Raw genomic sequence first — 17,601 nt, 5'->3', positions numbered from 1 at the left:
TCGCGGCCGGCAGGTTCGCAATGCCCAGCCCCACTGGGCCTGAGGCGTTTGGCACAATCCCTGCTCTACCCATTGGCAAGCGCAGACAGCGCAGACCGCCCAATAGGTAACGCAGATGATTGACTGGCATATCGTGTGTGATTTCGACGGGACCATCACCCGCACCGACGTGATCGACAGCATGCTCCAACGGTTCGCCGACCCGAGCTGGGAAGTCATCGAGAACGAGTGGCTGGCAGGCAACATCGGTTCCCGTGAATGCCTCAGCCGCCAGCTCTCGCTGGTCAAGGCCACCCCTTCCGAGTTGCTCGGATTCTTCGACACCATCGAGATCGATCCGGATTTTCCTGACTTTGTCGACCACGTGATCGGCCTCGGCGCTTCATTCGAAGTGGTCAGCGACGGCATTGAGCAGGGCATTGCCCGGATCCTGGCGCGAAACTACGTCAGCCTGTTACCGATACTCGCCAATCGCTTGCGCCAGCTCGACGGCGACCGCTGGCGCATCGACTTCCCGCATGCCAGCGACGCCTGTCGCGCCGCCTCCGGCAACTGCAAATGCAAATCCACGCCTGACGCCAAACGCGTGCTGGTGATCGGCGACGGCCAGTCCGACATGTGCGTGGCCGCCACCGCCGATTTCGTGTTCGCCAAAGATCGCCTGGCCGAGCACTGCGAACTCAATGGCATTGCTTATGCGCGCTTCGACAGCTTCGCCGAACTGCCAACGCTACTGGCGTTGCTGCCAAGCGCCAATGCCACCAACGCCGCCAATGCCACCTCCTTCGACACCGAAACACAGGAACGCTTCCATCATGTCTGAGACCCGAATCGCTACCCCCGAAGACCAGATCCTTCTGGATAAAGAAGCCCGGTATTGCTCCTACGGCGACACTGTTCACTACATCGATCCGCCACGCATCTTCAGCCGTTGCGAAGGTTCCTATGTCTGGGACACCGAAGACCAGGCTTACCTCGACCTGCAAATGTGGTACTCGGCGGTCAACTTCGGCTACGCCAACCCGCGCCTGAACAATGCGCTGAAGCAACAGATCGACACCCTCCCGCAGATCGCCAGCCAATACCTGCACAAGGGCAAGATCGAGCTTTCGGAAATGATCGCCGTCGATGCCAGGAAAAAATTTGGACTCGACGGTCGCGTGCACTTCAACGTCGGCGGTTCACAATCCATCGAGGACTCCCTGAAGGTCGTGCGCAACGCCACCAACGGCAAGAGCCTGATGTTCGCCTTCGAGGGCGGTTACCACGGACGTACCCTGGGCGCCTCGTCGATCACGTCCAGCTACCGCTATCGTCGCCGCTACGGGCACTTCGGCGAGCGCGCTAACTTCATTCCCTTCCCGTACCACTTCCGCGGCCCGAAGGGCATGACCAAGGAAGAGTACGGCAGCCATTGCGTGCAGCAATTCGCCCGGCTGTTCGAGACTGAATACAACGGCGTCTGGGACCCGAAAGTCGGCCAGAGCGAATACGCCGCGTTTTACGTCGAGCCGATCCAGGGTACCGGTGGCTACGTGATCCCGCCGATGAATTTCTACAGCGAGCTCAAGCACGTGCTCGACCAGCACGGCATCCTGATGGTGGTTGATGAAATCCAGATGGGTTTTTATCGCACCGGCAAGCTGTGGTCGATCGAACACTTCGACGTCAAACCGGACGTCATTGTCTTTGGTAAAGCGTTGACCAACGGCCTCAATCCGCTGGGCGGTATCTGGGCAAGAGAAGAATTGATCAACCCGCAGGTGTTCCCGCCAGGCTCGACCCATTCGACCTTCGCTTCCAACCCCCTGGGCACCGCGGTGGGCCTGGAAATGTTCAAGATGACCAGCGAAATCGACTATGGCTCCATGGTCATGAACAAAGGCAAATATTTCCTCGAAGGCCTGCGGGATCTCCAGAAACGCTACCCGATCATTGGCGATGTCGACGGTCTGGGCCTGGCGCTGCGTTGCGAAATCTGCGGCCCTGACGGTTTCACCCCGGACAAGGCAACGCTCGACTTCATGGTTGATGAAGGCATGAAGGGCGACATCGAAATCGACGGCAGACGTCTCGGCCTGATCCTCGATGTGGGCGGCTACTACAAAAACGTGATCACCCTCGCGCCGTCGCTGGAAATCAGCTACCCGGAAATCGACCTGGGCATTGCCTTGCTCGACCGTCTGCTTGACCGAGCCATGAAACGATGAATGCCGAAGAGATCGACATGGGCGAAGGCAGCGCCGGTTTCGTTCTCGGCAGCGGGCCGGTCGCGGTGCTGTTGATCCACGGCCTTACCGGCACCCCCACTGAGTTGCGGCGGGTGGCCATCGGCCTGGCCAAGGCGGGATGTACGGTGTACGTGCCGACCCTGGCCGGGCACTGCGGGAACAACGCCGACCTCCAGGCCACCGGCTGGCGCGACTGGTACGAGAGCGCACGCAATACGTTTGTCGGCGTGCGGAGGAAACATGAGCATGTGTTCGTCGGTGGCTTGTCGATGGGCGCGGTCCTGTCGATGTACCTCGCCGCCGAGCACCCGGGGCAGATCGAAGGCTTGTTGTTGTATTCGACCACCCTGCGCTACGACGGCTGGAACATGCCGTGGGTCGCGAAACTGAGTGGCCTGGTGATGTCGATTCCGTTTGGCGTGCACCTGTGCCGCTTTAACGAAAAATCCCCGTTCGGTATCAAGGACCAACGCCTGCGCGCGATCATCGAGCGGCAGATGAAAGCCGGCGAAAGCAGCAATGCCGGGCTGCTGACCATGTCCGGGGTGAGTGTCCGGGAACTGCATCGATTGGTGGCGGCTGTTAAGAAACGTATGCCGACCATCACCACCCAGGCGCTGGTCCTGCATTCGCGGGAAGACGACATCACCAGTCAATGGAACGCCGACTATGTGGAACGCAAATTGGGCGGCCCGGTGGTCAAGGTGCTGCTGGACGACTGCTACCACATGATTACCGTCGACCTGCAATACCGTCGCGTCGTGGAACTGAGCGCAGACTTCATTCAGCACCGTTTCATGGAACAACGCACCACGGCGCCGCCGTTCCGTCGGGAATACCGGCAACTGGCCTGACCCGCGCCTGTCGCCGCGGCAGCCGCGCTCGTAACGGCGGGCAGGAGCAGGGCGCGGCGATGACCGCCATGGTGAGATTTTTTAAGGAAATGATGTGATCACAGCCCTTGCCTTCTCGACGATCGAGGCGATCGACCGCGCCGCCTGGAACGACTGCTTTCCCGCCGAGCTTGAAGACTGGGATTATTACCGGGCCGTTGAACAGGCCGGGCTGTCCGGATTTCAATGGCGTTACCTGGCGCTGTACGAGGACGACGCGTTGATCGCGGCGGCCGCAGCATTTACCACGGCCTATTCGCTGGACACCACGCTGCAGGGCCAAGGCAAGCGCCTCAGCGAACAAGTGCGTCGATGGTGGCCGGGTCTGTTCGACGTGCCACTTTACGCCCTCGGTTCCCCCGTCACGGAGCAGTGTCACGTCGGTACGGCGCGGCACATAGAATCAGCCCGGCGCAGCGATCTGCTGCGCCAGCTATTGCGTCTGGCGCGACGTGATGCCGATCAGGCCGGGATCGGTTTGCTCGCGGTAAAAGATGCGTCTCACCGTGACTCGCAGTGGTTGCAGGTTTGTCAGGCGGCCGGTTTGCAAAGCATGCCCGGACTGCCCAGCGCCGAATTACCGATCACCTTTGGATCGATCGACGCCTACCTCGGCACCCTCGGCAAATCCACCCGGAAAGACCTGCGTCGCACGCTGCGGGCTCCGGGACCGCGAATCGAGTGGCGGCGCTCCGTCGAAGGCTTGTTGCCACGCATGATGCAGCTTTACGACGCCACCCTGAGTCGCAGCGACCTGACCTTCGAACGCCTGTCACCCGACTATTTCCGCCAGGTGCTGAAAAACCTGGATGACCGCGCCGCGTGCGTTCTGTATTGGGTCGGCGAAGAACTGGTGGCGTTCAACCTGCTGCTGCTCGACGAACAACGGCTGGTGGACAAGTTTTTCGCCCACGACCTCGCCCGGACCCGCGAACACAGCCTGTATGTGCGCAGCTGGCTGGCCAATGTCGACTATTGTATTGAGCACGGCATCCCGATCTACGCGTGCGGCCAGGCCGGTTATGCCAGTAAGCTGCGCCTGGGTTGCTCGTTCATAGGCAATACGCTGTTCTTCCGCCATCGCAACCGGCTGCTCGACGGCCTGCTGCGCGTGGTGAAAACGTTCATCCGACCGGACCGTTCCGACTCCGCCATGGCAGCTGCGATAAGCGAAGCAAGATGATCAAAGACTCACGCACCACCCACCGACCTTTCGCCCTCTCCGGCTGGAGCCTGCAGCGCAAACTGGTGCTGGCGTTCTGGCTGGTCAGCGTGATCCCCACGATGATTGCCGCCGAGCTGGCGGCTGCCACGCTGTCGCAGATTTTCGACAACAACGTACGGATCTGGCTCCAGGAATCAACCAAGATCGTCGAGGACGAGATCAGCGAAATCCTTCGCGATAACGCCCGGGTCGCGCAGTTATTCCTGCGCTACACCCGCGCGCCCATCGATCGCCTTTCGTCGAAGAATGACAAGCTGACCAACGACATCGCCGACGCCATCGGCATCGACGTGGTCGCGCTGGTGCGCAACAGCGATCACAAAGTGGTGTTCAGCAACGCCGCCGACGACATCGTCCGCCAGATCAGCACCGCCACGAAAGCCGTGCTGCAAACCCTGCAGGTCGGCGGCGTAGCCACCGGGACGGTGGTCTCTACCTTCGAAACCGAACAGGACGGCGTCGATTACAAACTGGTGATTGGCACTTACCTCGACAGCAGCTTCCTCACCAGCGTGGCCGATGTGCATTCCCTGGACCTGCGCCTTTACCTGGCCAAGGCCAATGTTTTCTCGGAGATTTTTTCCACCCAGCGCTTCGAGGATCACCCGGCGGCCGTGCCGGAGAAAATCGAACAGATCCTGCGCAGCACCAAACAGCCGATCGAGCAATTCACCAACCGTTACAGCGGTATCTATCGGCCGATCTTCAACGAAAACGGCGAACTGCAGGGGGTGATCTTCAGTGGCCTGCTGCGCCACAGCAGCCTGGTCGGCCTGGTCAATCAGAGCAGCCTGTTCATGCTGATTTTCCTGCTGAGTTCGGCGGCCTCCCTGGCCGCGGGCTGGCTGGTATCGCAGCGCTTGACCAAGCCATTGCGCGGCCTGTCCAAAGGCGTACAAGCGGTGATCGCCGGAGATTATCGCCAGCGCCTGCCGGTGGCCGGGGGCGATGAGCTGGCCGAACTGAGCAGCACCTTCAACCACATGAGCGAACGTCTTGGCGAATTGCAGCATCTGGAATCACAGCTGCGCCGGCGTGACCGCCTGCACGCGCTGGGTGAGGTGGCCATGGGACTGGCCCACGAAATCCGCAACCCGCTGGGCATCATCAAAACCGCCACGCAGTTGCTGCACCGGCGCGCGGATCTGCCCGAAAACGACAAGCGACACCTGGAATACGTCGTCAGCGAAGTCAGCCGGATCAACGACCTGATCACTGAATTCCTTGATTTCGCCAAACCCGGTGAACCGATGCGCTCGACGCAACTCGCGCGCCCCCTGGTGGATGAGCTGGCCGGCTTCTGCACACCGGAACTGGCCAGCCATAACATCGATTTGCGCATCGACGATCAGGCGCCTGGCATCACCCTGTATGCCGACCCGCGACAAATCAAGCAGGCCGGCCTGAACCTGATCGTCAACGCAATCGACGCCATGCCCGACGGCGGACGGCTGACCCTGGGGATCCACAGTGATCCGCCTTACACGGTCATCAGCGTCAGCGACACCGGCCAGGGTATCGAACCGGACATGCTTGAGCGCATCTTCACGCCGTTCGTCACCACCAAGGCCTCCGGCACCGGACTGGGCCTGGCGAAGGTCTTCTCGATCATGGAAAGTCATGACGGGCGCATCGAATGCGTCAGTGAAAAAGATGCCGGGGCCACATTCAATCTGTACCTTCCAGCCAACGGTGAAGATTTCGACGAGAGCAGCGATGACACATAACGTACTGGTGGTCGACGACGAGCCGAAGCTTTGCGACCTGCTGTCCTCCGCCCTGAGTCAGAACGGTCTCCAGGTGTTCACCGCCGGTAATGGCCTGCACGCGCTGAAAGTGCTGGAGTCCGAGGACATCGACCTGGTCATCAGCGACTGGCGCATGCCGGGCATGGACGGCCCGCAACTGCTGGCGGAAATCAAAAACCGTTTTCCGCACTTGCCGGTGATCGTCATGACCGCCTATAGCACGGTGAAAAACGCCGTGCAGTCTATGCGCAATGGCGCCTTCGATTACATCGCCAAGCCGTTCGACATTGATGAGCTCGACATCACTGTCAGCAAGGCCCTGCAATTTCGCGACATCCTCAAAGACAACCAGCGCATGCGCGCCGAACTCGATGAACACCAGCAGATCGACAGCCTGATCGGTGACAGCCCGAGTTTTCGTCGGGTGCTGCACGCCATCGACTCAGTGCGCGAAAGCAACGCAACGATTCTGCTGACCGGCGAAAGCGGCACCGGCAAGGAGATGGTCGCCAGGGCGATCCACCAGCACGGTCACCGCGCCGACCGCCCTTTCGTCGCGGTGAATTGCGCGGCGATCCCCGAAGGGCTGCTGGAAAGCGAAATGTTCGGCCATCGCAAGGGGGCATTTACCGGCGCCGTGGCGGATCGAATCGGACGTTTCATGCAGGCCGACAAAGGCACGCTGTTCCTCGATGAAATCGGCGAAATGCCGTTGGCCCTGCAGGCGAAAATTCTTCGTGCCCTGCAGGAACGGGTGATCGAGCCAGTGGGTGATTCCCGCGAACGCAAGGTCGATGTGCGGGTGATCGCCGCCACCAATAAAAACCTGCTGGACGCCGTGGCCAACAAGGAGTTTCGCGAGGACCTCTATTATCGCCTCAACGTGTTCCCCATTCCTTTGCCTGCCCTGCGCGAGCGGGTCGAAGATATTGCGCCGCTGGCCCGGCATTTCGCCCATACGCTGGGCGCCACGGCGGGAAAACGCTTTACCGGTTTCAGCGCGCAAGCCCTGCAAGCCATGGCCCGGTATTCCTGGCCGGGCAATATCCGCGAGCTGCAGAACTGTGTGGAACGGGCAACCATCGTCGCCTCAGGCGCGGTGATCGAGGAAGAAGATTTGCCGGCTTACCTGTTTGCTTCACGTCCTGCCGATAGCGGCGCCCTGATCACCGAGGGTAACGTGCCGTCGAACCTCGACGCGGCGCTGGCCGAGGTCGAGAAAGATTATATTTTGGCGGCGTTGGCGCAGAGTAACGGCGTGCAGGCAGCGGCAGCGCAACTGATCGGGATCTCCGAGCGCAGTTTCTGGTATCGACTGAAAAAACTGGGGATTCACGTCGACAAGATTGTGCGCTAAGTAGCGCTCCCCTCCTGCAGCGTGCTGCGCCTGCCGCAGAGGGGAATGATCAGGGTGCGTAGACTTTCTGCAGCTGCGCCTGCGTCAACGCATCTTCAAACGGCACCGGCACCGATTTCACCGCCCCGTACAGGTTGCGGTAACGCCAGTAGCTGCCGTTATTCGCCAACTGATAACCGCGCTCGACCACGCGCTGACCATCCAGCACGTAGCGCAAGGTTTCCTGGGCAGCCTCCGGCGGTGCCGGTTGCATCAGGTCGGTGGCCAGCACGCGCATGGACTCGTCGATGCACTCGTCGAGCACGGCCGTGACTTTCGCCAGATCCAGCGCGCCGTCGTCGATGCATTGTTTGCCGCAGCGCCGAATCGGCTGGCTGGTCACTTCGATGCGCATGCGGTACAGCGCCGAGCCGGCGATGTCCTGGACCTGCACCTGATTGACCAGCACGAAGCTACCGCGATCGGGGGTGAGCATCAGCTTGGGCTCGATCACCAGACGCGCGGTGACCGGCCCCTCCCCTTGTTTGAGCCCGGCCACTTGCGACGCCTGTTGATAACGCTGTTGCAGACGCTCCTGCAACGGCACGCCGGCGAGTAGATCGGCCATCGGCCGCGCGTCCTTCAGCGCGGTGTTTTCCGCATCGCGCTGCAGACTGCCGCTGCCCATCTGGGTGTTGATCAGGCTCGCCACCAGCAGACCGGCCAGCCCGGCGGTGTTGCCCGAGCTGGCGATCAGGTTATGGCTCGACTCCGCCGCACTCTGCGCTGCCTTGGCGTCAATCACCGTGCTCGCACCGACAAACGCTTGCGGCAGTTGCATGTCGACTTTCAGCCCGTGGGCCTGGACGTAGGACGCCGCACTCTGGGAGCGGAAACCGGCTTCCGGCGCCGGTTTCTGCGCACAGCCGGCCAGCATTGACAGGGCCAGCGCACTGGCCCCCACGATCGAGCGCTTCATTGTTCGAACGGCGTGATCATTTGCTGACGGCTGTTGTCCATGGCTTGGTAGAAGGCGTTGGACAAGTTGGTGTAGGTCGGTTCATCCCACTCGCCCTGGGCCGCTTGCACGGCGGCGAAGGGTTTGAACCACAGCAGCTTGTTGTCGGCGAGGTCGACCACCAGGCCCTGCCCGCTCACTTGCGCCATCGGCACGCTGGTCGGCACGAAGCCGTAATAGCTGCGGGTGGCGCCGGTGGCGAAGACGTTCACCAACAGCAGGCGATCAACGCCGTAGGTGGCCTTGAGCGGCGTCAGGTCGCGACCGTTGTAGCCTTCGCGAAAACTGATTTCCTTATAGACCTTCAGGTCCACCGGCTCGTTGATCCGCTTGACCTTGTAACCCTTGGCCTGCAGCTTGGCGACGATGACGTCCGGCAAGGTGTTGAGGTCGCGCACTTGCCATTTTTCAACGTTGTCGCTGAGCTTGCTGTTCACGCCGCGGTTGATGGCGTAATCGAGAATCCCCTGGTTACCGGTCAGCGCCAGCACAGGCGGCGGCACGACGGTGATCGCCACGCCGATGGTCGGCTCCTTGGCATCCCAGAATTGTTTGTCCAGCGGGACGGGGGGTTGAACGTGGGCGCAGCCGGTGAGGGTCAGGCAGGCGAGCAAAGTGAGCGCAGCCCATGTGCGAAAAGCGTGAAGTGTCATGGATCAAATCCCTATGATTGAAAACGTCGATGTCTGTATCGGCAGCGACGGCGAAAAACCATAGTGGCACATTGATATATTTTTTTTCAACCGAGAAACGTCAACTGACGGTGCCGCCCTTCGCCTCGCTGATGATCTGCCGAATCGCCCCGACGAAGGTGTCCACCGGTTGCCCGCCGGTGACTGCGTACTGCCCGTTGAACACCACCGTCGGCACCGAACTCACGCCGCGAGACAGCCACAATTGCTCCTCCTCACGGACCTCTTCGGCGAACTCGTCCGACGCCAGAATCGCCTCGGCCCGCTGCCGGTCCAGGCCAACGCTTTGCGCGATCTGCGCCAACTGAGCGTGATCGGAAGGATTGCCGCAGTCGGTGAAATAAGCCTTGAACAGCGCCTCTTTCAGATTGAACTGCAACCCCTCCAGCCCTGCCCAGAACAGCAACCGATGCGCATCGAAGGTGTTGTAGATGCGGCTGTTACCGTCCGTGCGAAAAGCAAACCCGACCTCGGCGCCACGGGCCCGAATCATCTCGCGGTTCTTCTGCGATTGCTCGGGGGTCGAACCGTATTTCTCGGTGATGTGTTCCGTGATGTTCTGCCCTTCGGGGCTCATCTTCGGGTTCAGTTCGAACGGCTGGAAACGAATCTCGGCCTGCACTTCATCGCCCAGCAAATCCAGCGCGCGAGTCAGACCATACAGACCGACGACGCACCAGGGGCAGGACACATCGCTGACGAAATCGATTTTCAGGGGAGCACTCATCACAGACCTCGGTGGCTGAATACGGACGGTAAAGGACAGACGATACACCTGTGGAGGCAGGTATGTGTGGGCGAGAAACGGGACATCCGCGGGAGAAGAGTCGCCTGATGGGCCGCTATCGCTGGCAGGCCAGCTCCCACAGGGATTGAGTTTATCTATGAAATCAGATCCAACCGCCACCGATACCCCTGTAGGAGCGAGCTTGCTCGCGAAGAACGCCCAGCCAACACGGGCTTCCAGACAGCCAGCGTCATCGTTCACGACCATCGTCGGAACGCCGCCCGGAGCATGCTCGCTCCTACAGTAGAGCGCCGCCCACCACCCATCCACGAGGCCGAGCGTTAGCTCGCCTTGCGTTTTTGATTTTGATCTGCCCGCCCCTTCGGGAGGCTGAGTGGAGGTGTTCATCCGGGGAGTGGCGCGCAGCGCCGTTCGACGCAGTCGAACACGCTGCATGCAGGTCGTCGCGAAGCAGACCGGAGGGCAGTGTCCCCGGATGAATACCGCAGCGAAGGAACGCCGAGCCCCAGCGAGGGGCCGGACGCTCGGGGCGAGCCTTTTTTGCTTACTTTTTTTGGCGTTTGAAAAAAAGTGAGTCGCCGTAAGGGCGAAACCCTAAGCGGCCGTTACCGCAGGAATGGATATGTACTCGATCAAGACAAATAGGTCGGCAGGCAGGCCGCCTTCGCGAGCAAGCCCGCTCCCACAAGGTTCACCGTACATCCGGATAGGCGGCCGCCTTCGCCGACAGGCCCGCGCCTACAGGAGATTGTGCTCAACGATGGGATCAATCTGCGCCCAGTGCGAAGTGTCTTCACGATGCGCCTGCAAATACGGCAACACCGCCGCCAGCAACGGCGCTTTGAACGCCTCCTGAAACCGATGCGCCAACCCCGGAATCAAGCGCAACTGACTGCCCTGGATATGCGCCGCCAAATGCACCCCGTGCATCACCGGCAACAACGGATCCGCCGTCCCGTGCACCACCAGCGTCGGCACCCGCAGTTGATTGAGCAAGGCCACCCGGCTCGGCTCCGCGAGAATCGCCATGATCTGCCGCTTCACCCCTTCCGGATTGAAAGCGCGGTCATAGGACAGCGCCGCCTGGTGCAGCAACACCTGCCGGTCATCACTCACCGTCGGACTGCCCAGCGCCGCCAGCAAATCAGCCTGCTGCTCCAGCGCCACCTCGCGATTCGGCGCCCCCCGGCGCGACAACAACTGCACCAGCGCCGCACTCGGCGCCGGCAAGCCCTCGGCACCGGACGTGGTCATGATCAACGTCAGACTCTCCACCCGCTGCGGCGCCATGGCCGCCATGTGCTGGGCAATCATCCCGCCCATGCTCGCGCCCAGCACGTGAAACTGCTCGATATGCAGCGCCGCCATCAACCCCAGCGCATCGTCAGCCATGTCCGTCAGGGAATACGGCGCCGCAACCGGCAAACCGAGCTTGTAGCGCAACACCTCGAACGTCAGGTTGGCCTCGACCGGCGCCTGGCGCCAGGTCGACAGCCCCACATCGCGATTGTCGTAGCGAATCACCCGAAAGCCTTGCTGACACAGCGCGACCACCACCTCGTCCGGCCAGTGAATCAACTGCCCACCCAGGCCCATCACCAGCAGCAATGCCGGGTCCGAGGCACGACCGATGCTCTGATACGCCAGGCTTACCTGCGCCAGATCGACCCGTTCGGTGGGAACATTGACATCGCATCGAGACGCCGCAAAAGACGGCAGGCCGAACAGCAACGCGGCCAGAAAAACCGCTGTGGATAAAAATCGTGCACACATGAAGAAACACCGAAACGCAGAACCCCAGTAGAGCGCGAGTCTGATGAAGTTTGTTCAAGCGCGCTGCCACAGTTGCGTGACAGTTTGATGAATATTGCCGAGCGGTCGGGGCGGTAACTATGTAGTGCCAATAACACTCGAGAGTTTTCTTAAATGGCTCGCACAAGAAGTGGACGACCCGCTTCCTCGCATCGAGCCATGTTCCCATGACCGAAAGATCTCTACCCGACCTGCCCGCCCCCGCGACCCTCGTCATACCGACCGTCTCAGCCCTGCCGAATCCTCACGACGAAAGCCTGATGCTCAGCGCTTCGGCCCGATGGCGTGACAGCAGCGCAGGCTTGCGCGAGCTGTTCGCCAGCACTCCGACCACCCGCGAGACGCTCAACGGTTTGCTCAGGCAACAGCTGGATCTGGACGGCTCCCTGACTGGTCTGCAATTCCCCGCCAGCGATGAACGCCCCGCACGTTTCGTTCCGCTCACGGAGGCCTGCGCCTTTGTCGTCCAGCACCCGGAGCTGGAAAGCACGCTGAACCAGCGCTGCCGGATCAGCGGGGTGAATCAGGCACATCCACTGTTCGCCCTGACGCCCCTGCAGATGCTCGATCGATTGAAGAAGCTCAACCCGGAACAGGCCCACAACCAGCGCTGGCAAACCTTCTGGAGCGCGCGCGCCCCCGGTACCGCGGTGTCGCGACAGGAGCGGGCGATCGAGCTTTACCGCCAGCATTTCGAAGCCGCGGTCCAGTTGGCTTACGCCCGGAACAGCCTGACGGCGGAACAGCTGAAAACGCTGCAGTTACTCATCGATCCACCTGCTGGCGCGCCGCCGATGAACACCCCGACCATCCACACCGAGCAACTGGCGCTGGTGTTGAGCAACGGCAGCAAGGTGAAAGTCAGCGGGGCATGGGTCATCAATTCCAAGGCAACCGACGCCAACCCGATGCTGTATCTGCCCAGCCGCCCCGTCGCCCTCCAGGCGTTCAAACAGCGCAGCGACATGGAGGCCTGGCTGTCCGGCCAGGCCCTCGTCCCGAAAGGCTTGCCCACCGACCGCCTGACGTTTGAATACACCGCCGTCACCGACCCGATGATCGTAGGCACCAGCGATCTGTTTGCCGCTCATCAGATGGCCCAGATCAGCGCATTGCGCAACGGCACCCGCGGCAAATCCGGGATCGCGGAGCACGGCGCGCAGGCCCTCGACCAGGCCGACGAAGTGGATCGCCAGCGCGGCAACAGCGCCGTTTTCGCGTCACCGCCCAGGCCTGAAGCCGGCAAGGCAGGGGTCGAGGACGATGAACAACCGCTGTTCGGCAGCCTGTATGCCGACATCCCCTGGTCCTTGCGCCAGGTGGCACTGAACAGGCAACGCGACGCACTCGATGCCCTGATCAGAGAGGTCGGCGATGGGCCGGGACTGCAATCCTTCCGGGACTCGCTCAGCGCATTGGAAGCAGCCGAAGAGGACGCCCACAAGGCAGCGTTGGCGTTGCTGTACCGGCCGCGAACCCTCGATGTGACCACGTTCCAGCGTGAATTCAATGCGCTGCACGGCGCCCACAAGGCCGGCCTGAAAGCCGAAGCTGCGCTGCAATTGGCCCTCAAGCAACTCAGTGACGATGAATACACTCTGCTCACCGCCCTGCTCGACGCCACCGGCGATACCCCGGCGGCCGCCAGCCTGACGCTATCGAAGACCGAACAGGTCGACGGCAAAACCACGATCACCACCCATGAACTGAACGGCGTATTCCTGGTGACCCAGGCCGAAGCGCTCACCGATCCCGGCTCGACCCACAGCGTCCTTCTTTACTGGCCTGGCACTGGCGGTGGCCTGCAACGGTTCGCCAACCGCCAAGAACTCGAACGTCGGGTATTCAAGGTTGATCCGCAGAACAAGCACCTGACCGTACAACTGAACCGCATCACCGGCGACGCCCTCGAATACGGTCTGAATCAACTGATCAGCGACTTCGAAGAACAGGTCGGCGTCATTCAACGGCGTCATCCCGAACCGACCGAGGCCGCGCAACGTGCCGAGCAACTGGAAACGTTGCGCAACGGCGTGCTTGCCACCTTGCAGGCGCCGGTGCACGCCGCCAGATCCCTGGCGTTTTCCCATCTGCTGGAGCAGGACCGCAGCGGTGCGCTGGCGACTCACCTCCCCGACTGGCTCGACAAACTGACAGCGGCTGATCGCAACGGGCTCAAGGGCCTGATCGAGGCCTATATCCCGGCGATGCAACGCAGTCACGCGCTCATGACCCTCGCCCTCGAACCCCGCGCGGCCTTCACCCGCAAACACTTGCAGGCGCGCTTGCGCAAAGATTTCGCGCTCACGGGTCACTTCGATGTGCAGGTGGATCTGCCCGATTCCGTCACCTGGGAAAAACGCTATTCCGCCGGACCGACCGGGCCGGTGCCAACGACCGTCATGGTGCCCGGCGCCAAGCGCAGCACGATGTCCCTGGAACAACTCGCGCAGCTCAACATCGACAACACCCAGTCGGTGCAGCAGGATCCGCTGTCCCAGCGGCTGGTCTTCCTGCGCCTGGACGCCAGCGTCGACGATCCCAAGGACGGCACGCGCCTGCGCAACGGCATCAACGTGACCTACCTGCGCAAAGTCCTGCCGGAGCTGGACCTGCCCAAGGCCTACGAGCAACAGATTCTCGACGCCTTCAAAGGGGCGGCCGGCGAACCGGTGTTCGTCAGGGAGCATCGCCGCGAATGCCTGGTCGAGCCCTGGCGCCTGATGCTCAGGTTGCAGGGTGAATGTGCGCGCCTGCAAAAGCAGATCAACAGCGACGAACTGCAGATTCTGAACACCGCCATCGACGCCGCTACCCCGGCCGCCTGGCGTGCTGGCGGCAAGCGTATCGTCCTGCTACCGGTGCGCCTGAGCGCGGGGGGCAAGGACACGCCGGGCGAAGGTCCAAGCACCTTGTCCGGCGTGACTTTCATTGAAGAACAGGTCAGCGGATTGACCCTGCTGTACCTGCCCGACGGCCCGGATGGCCGGTTCCTGCGCCGCTACGACAACCTGGAGGCCGCCCGTAAGGGGCTGTTCAATCTGTGCCAGCAAGATTCGATGATCCGCTACCTGGCCGGACGGGCGTTACAGGGCGATGTCCGCGCCCATGAACGACGCCTCAACGAAGCCGTGGGCAAACACTTCGACGGCATGATCGAAGTCGGTACACCCTGGCCGGCATCCACATCGATGGCTACACACTTGCTTGATGCGCACATGGGCCGCCTGATCATCGCCCACCGCGACACCTCCCGCTCCAACGCCGCGCTGTACCTGGAGCGCTACGCATTGGAAGGCCCGCGCGCGTTCAACTACATCAAAATGGCGTTGGGGATGATGCCTTTCGTCGGCACCGCCATTGCCCTCTACGATGCGTGGACTGCGGCGAATCAGGCCGTCGCGGCGTTCCTGCGCGGCGATACCGGCGACGGCCTGGCAGAGTTGCAAACGGTATTGCTGTGCCTGATCGACGCCGCCATGGACTTGCTCCCCGGCGAGGCGGCCAGCTCCTCACTCGCCCCGACCGCGCGCCAGTTGACCCGCACCCGCCAGCTGCGTGCGCTGACCGCCAGTGCGGCCGCCTTGCAACTCCCCACCATGCGCCAGGCCCGGCATGTCGTCGCGCGTTTCGCCGGTTACGAATACGAACACCCCATTGCCCTGGCCGGGCTGCAACCGGCGACCCACGGCATCTACCGCAACGTTTACCGGCATGCCGACGGCGACTTCATCGTTCGCCAGGGCCGAATTTTCCAGGTGGAATTGAGCAAAGACTCGCGCCAGTGGCGGTTGTTCGGCAACAGCCGCAAAACCTACAAGCAGCCGATTGCACTGGATGAAGCTGGTCACTGGGACACCTGGTTCGGTGTCTACGGGACCACCTTCGAGGGCGGTGGCCTTGGTGGCGGTGGCGTGCTCGGGCACATGGCCGACGTGCTGGACCCGATCTGGCCCGACGCCATTCGACAACGGCTGCCGCGCTGGTGGGTGGACGAAGCGTTCCGTCGCACCCATGCCTTGACCGAAGCCGCCGATGACATCGCCTTGCGAATCGATGCACAGGTCAGGTTGACCGAGGCCGCGCTGGCTGCTTACAACGCTGACCCCAACGTACGTCTTCCTGCGCTGATGCTCGCCGCAAAAAAAGCCTGTATCGCCGATATCGAACTGGCCCGCCAGCACTATCAGACACTCACCGACCTGCTGCCGCTCACCCACGGCAACAAGCGCCGCGTGACCCTGGAATTTCAGAGCAATGGCGCCTTGTTGATCACTGATCGATACAAGCATCGGCTGTTCATCGACCATCATCAGGTGGACCCGCTGATTAACCGCATCGATGCGCTACTGGAAACCCTGGACACCGTTCCCGTCACAGAGGTCACGAAGCGTTTGGGACTGCTGGAGGACATCCGGAAGCTGCGCCTGGAAATACTCAAGGCATTCGACGTGTTCGAGGACCACATGCGCGAGATCAATCACTGGTATCAACGCATTACCCTGAGCACCGACAGAACCAGAATTGCCCGGGAAGTCAGCGAGCTGAACGCGCGCCTCAGCGAGGCCAGAATGCTCTACCTCAGAACGCTCCATTTGCTGGACACCGTGACACGCTATGACGCCGTCACCGATCTGTCGTGGTTCCTGCTGCAAAGCCAGGTGAGAGCCAGAAGAGTCCACCTCGACCGAGCCTTGCTCATGCACTACAGCCTGCCGGAAGCGACCGCCACCAGGGCGCAGCGCAACCAGATTCTTCAGGACTGCATTGAACAATACAGTCGGTTCCGTCGAGACATGCACGCCTGGACCGCCAGCTACCCGCAGCATTTTCATCTGGACGCGGTGCCGGCCATGCTCGACGGGATCGAGAAGATGGCCGAACGAGCGCGCAAGGGCATCGCGATTGCACCCCCCGCCGCCGCACCCGGGCAACGTACGAAAAAAGTATTCCTGACCGAGGACGACCAGCTGCTGATCGGCGAGGAACGTACGGTAGCGGTTGGGGCAAAACCGCAATACAGCGTGACCGGTCCCGGTGGCTACAAGGAAATCTGGGAACTCGCGGCGAATGGAAAGTCCCGACTGTTGAACCCGCGAAACCGGCCGGCTCCTGGCGGGGAAAGGAGCCTTGAATCGTTGGTCGCGGAGGCGCGGCAACGCCTGAATTCACAAGAGGCCTACCAGACTCGGGTGCAGGCCTACGCGGCGCAAAACATGCTGCCGGTGGACCTGGAACACATGATGCTCAGCGAAGCGAATGAATTGACCCACCGTGCACGCGGCATCGAAGAGCTGGCCCCGGATAACGCAATCATTGCCCAACTGCGGAGCAAGGCCACGGAGCTGACGGCCGTCGGGCGCACGATGCGAACCCGCCAGTCGCTGCAGATCGGCAAGCCCACCGACGGTATGCTGGAGGACCTCATCAGCCAGAACGCCGTGGAAATCCGCAAGGTCAGCGAGATGAAAAACCTTGGCAAGCGCCGGGATGGCCGCAACGATTTCCTGCAGGAATATGAAATCTGGGACCTGACGCAAGAGCCGGCGAAAGTGCTGTGGTATGCGCACTTTCACTACGCCAAGGCTTCAGCGGCATTGGGTGGGTTTGAGAAGGCGCATTTGAAGCTGCCGGAACACCGTTTTCTGACCCATGCCGACAACGCCGATTTGCCTTACGCCGACATCGGCAAAAAATCGGCGGTGCTGCCGCATTTCGAAAACCTCTAAACGGTTCGCTCCCCTGTAGGAGCGAGCTCGCTCGCGATGGACGTTAACGCTGACGAGTATCCGCTGGATAAACGCGGTGTTCTGCAGTCCATCGCGAGCAAGCTCGCTCCTACAGGGACTTTGCGAAAACACCTGACGTGTTTACAGCCCCACAAACATGAGACAGACT

The 17,601-nt window shown here is 61.6% G+C and carries 11 protein-coding genes; 7 read left to right on the top strand and 4 right to left on the bottom strand.

The window, feature by feature from the left end:
• Positions 1-115 precede the first annotated feature (115 nt).
• The 6 genes from NTD84_RS26925 to NTD84_RS26900 all read left to right on the top strand — a co-directional run bounded on the left by NTD84_RS26925 (position 116) and on the right by NTD84_RS26900 (position 7,454).
• Positions 116-823 (top strand): HAD-IB family phosphatase, encoded by a 708-nt coding sequence (locus NTD84_RS26925; protein ID WP_262172067.1) that lies wholly within the window; start codon positions 116-118, stop codon positions 821-823.
• Positions 816-2,210, top strand: coding sequence for an aspartate aminotransferase family protein (locus tag NTD84_RS26920; RefSeq protein WP_262172064.1), 1,395 nt, complete (start codon positions 816-818; stop codon positions 2,208-2,210). Before NTD84_RS26925 ends, NTD84_RS26920 begins: the two co-directional genes overlap by 8 nt.
• The gene (locus tag NTD84_RS26915; RefSeq protein ID WP_262172061.1) at positions 2,207-3,085 is read left to right on the top strand and encodes an alpha/beta hydrolase; all 879 of its coding nucleotides are present in this window, start codon (positions 2,207-2,209) and stop codon (positions 3,083-3,085) included. The genes NTD84_RS26920 and NTD84_RS26915 overlap by 4 nt, the downstream gene beginning before the upstream one ends.
• A 94-nt stretch (positions 3,086-3,179) precedes the next feature.
• Positions 3,180-4,307 carry a GNAT family N-acetyltransferase gene (locus NTD84_RS26910; protein ID WP_262172060.1) on the top strand — a complete coding sequence of 376 codons (1,128 nt, stop codon included), beginning with the start codon at positions 3,180-3,182 and terminating at the stop codon, positions 4,305-4,307.
• The gene (locus tag NTD84_RS26905) at positions 4,304-6,076 is read left to right on the top strand and encodes an ATP-binding protein (RefSeq protein WP_262172057.1); all 1,773 of its coding nucleotides are present in this window, start codon (positions 4,304-4,306) and stop codon (positions 6,074-6,076) included. Before NTD84_RS26910 ends, NTD84_RS26905 begins: the two co-directional genes overlap by 4 nt.
• Positions 6,066-7,454 (top strand): sigma-54-dependent transcriptional regulator, encoded by a 1,389-nt coding sequence (locus NTD84_RS26900; RefSeq protein WP_262172054.1) that lies wholly within the window; start codon positions 6,066-6,068, stop codon positions 7,452-7,454. The genes NTD84_RS26905 and NTD84_RS26900 overlap by 11 nt, the downstream gene beginning before the upstream one ends.
• 49 nt (positions 7,455-7,503) lie before the next feature.
• Here the strand turns inward: NTD84_RS26900 and NTD84_RS26895 are convergent, their stop codons facing one another.
• The 4 genes from NTD84_RS26895 to NTD84_RS26880 all read right to left on the bottom strand — a co-directional run bounded on the left by NTD84_RS26895 (position 7,504) and on the right by NTD84_RS26880 (position 11,664).
• Positions 7,504-8,412 (bottom strand): hypothetical protein, encoded by a 909-nt coding sequence (locus tag NTD84_RS26895; protein WP_262172051.1) that lies wholly within the window; start codon positions 8,410-8,412, stop codon positions 7,504-7,506.
• Entirely contained in the window at positions 8,409-9,104 is a 696-nt protein-coding gene (locus tag NTD84_RS26890; RefSeq protein ID WP_262172048.1) for a hypothetical protein, read from the bottom strand. The genes NTD84_RS26895 and NTD84_RS26890 overlap by 4 nt, the downstream gene beginning before the upstream one ends.
• Before the next feature lie 100 nt (positions 9,105-9,204).
• Positions 9,205-9,870, bottom strand: coding sequence for a DsbA family oxidoreductase (locus tag NTD84_RS26885; protein WP_262172044.1), 666 nt, complete (start codon positions 9,868-9,870; stop codon positions 9,205-9,207).
• Positions 9,871-10,629: 759 nt separating this feature from the next.
• On the bottom strand, positions 10,630-11,664 hold the full coding sequence (locus NTD84_RS26880; RefSeq protein ID WP_262172042.1) for an alpha/beta fold hydrolase: 1,035 nt from the start codon (positions 11,662-11,664) through the stop codon (positions 10,630-10,632).
• A 206-nt stretch (positions 11,665-11,870) separates the two neighbouring features.
• Here NTD84_RS26880 and NTD84_RS26875 point away from each other — a divergent pair, with 206 nt between their 5' ends.
• Positions 11,871-17,432 carry a dermonecrotic toxin domain-containing protein gene (locus tag NTD84_RS26875; RefSeq protein ID WP_262172039.1) on the top strand — a complete coding sequence of 1,854 codons (5,562 nt, stop codon included), beginning with the start codon at positions 11,871-11,873 and terminating at the stop codon, positions 17,430-17,432.
• Positions 17,433-17,601: the final 169 nt, after the last annotated feature.

The sequence above is a fragment of the Pseudomonas sp. 14P_8.1_Bac3 genome (assembly GCF_025466085.1).
Classification (GTDB): domain Bacteria; phylum Pseudomonadota; class Gammaproteobacteria; order Pseudomonadales; family Pseudomonadaceae; genus Aquipseudomonas.
The sequence above is the reverse complement of the archived record's forward strand: the minus strand, read 5'-3'. Positions and strand labels throughout refer to the sequence as shown.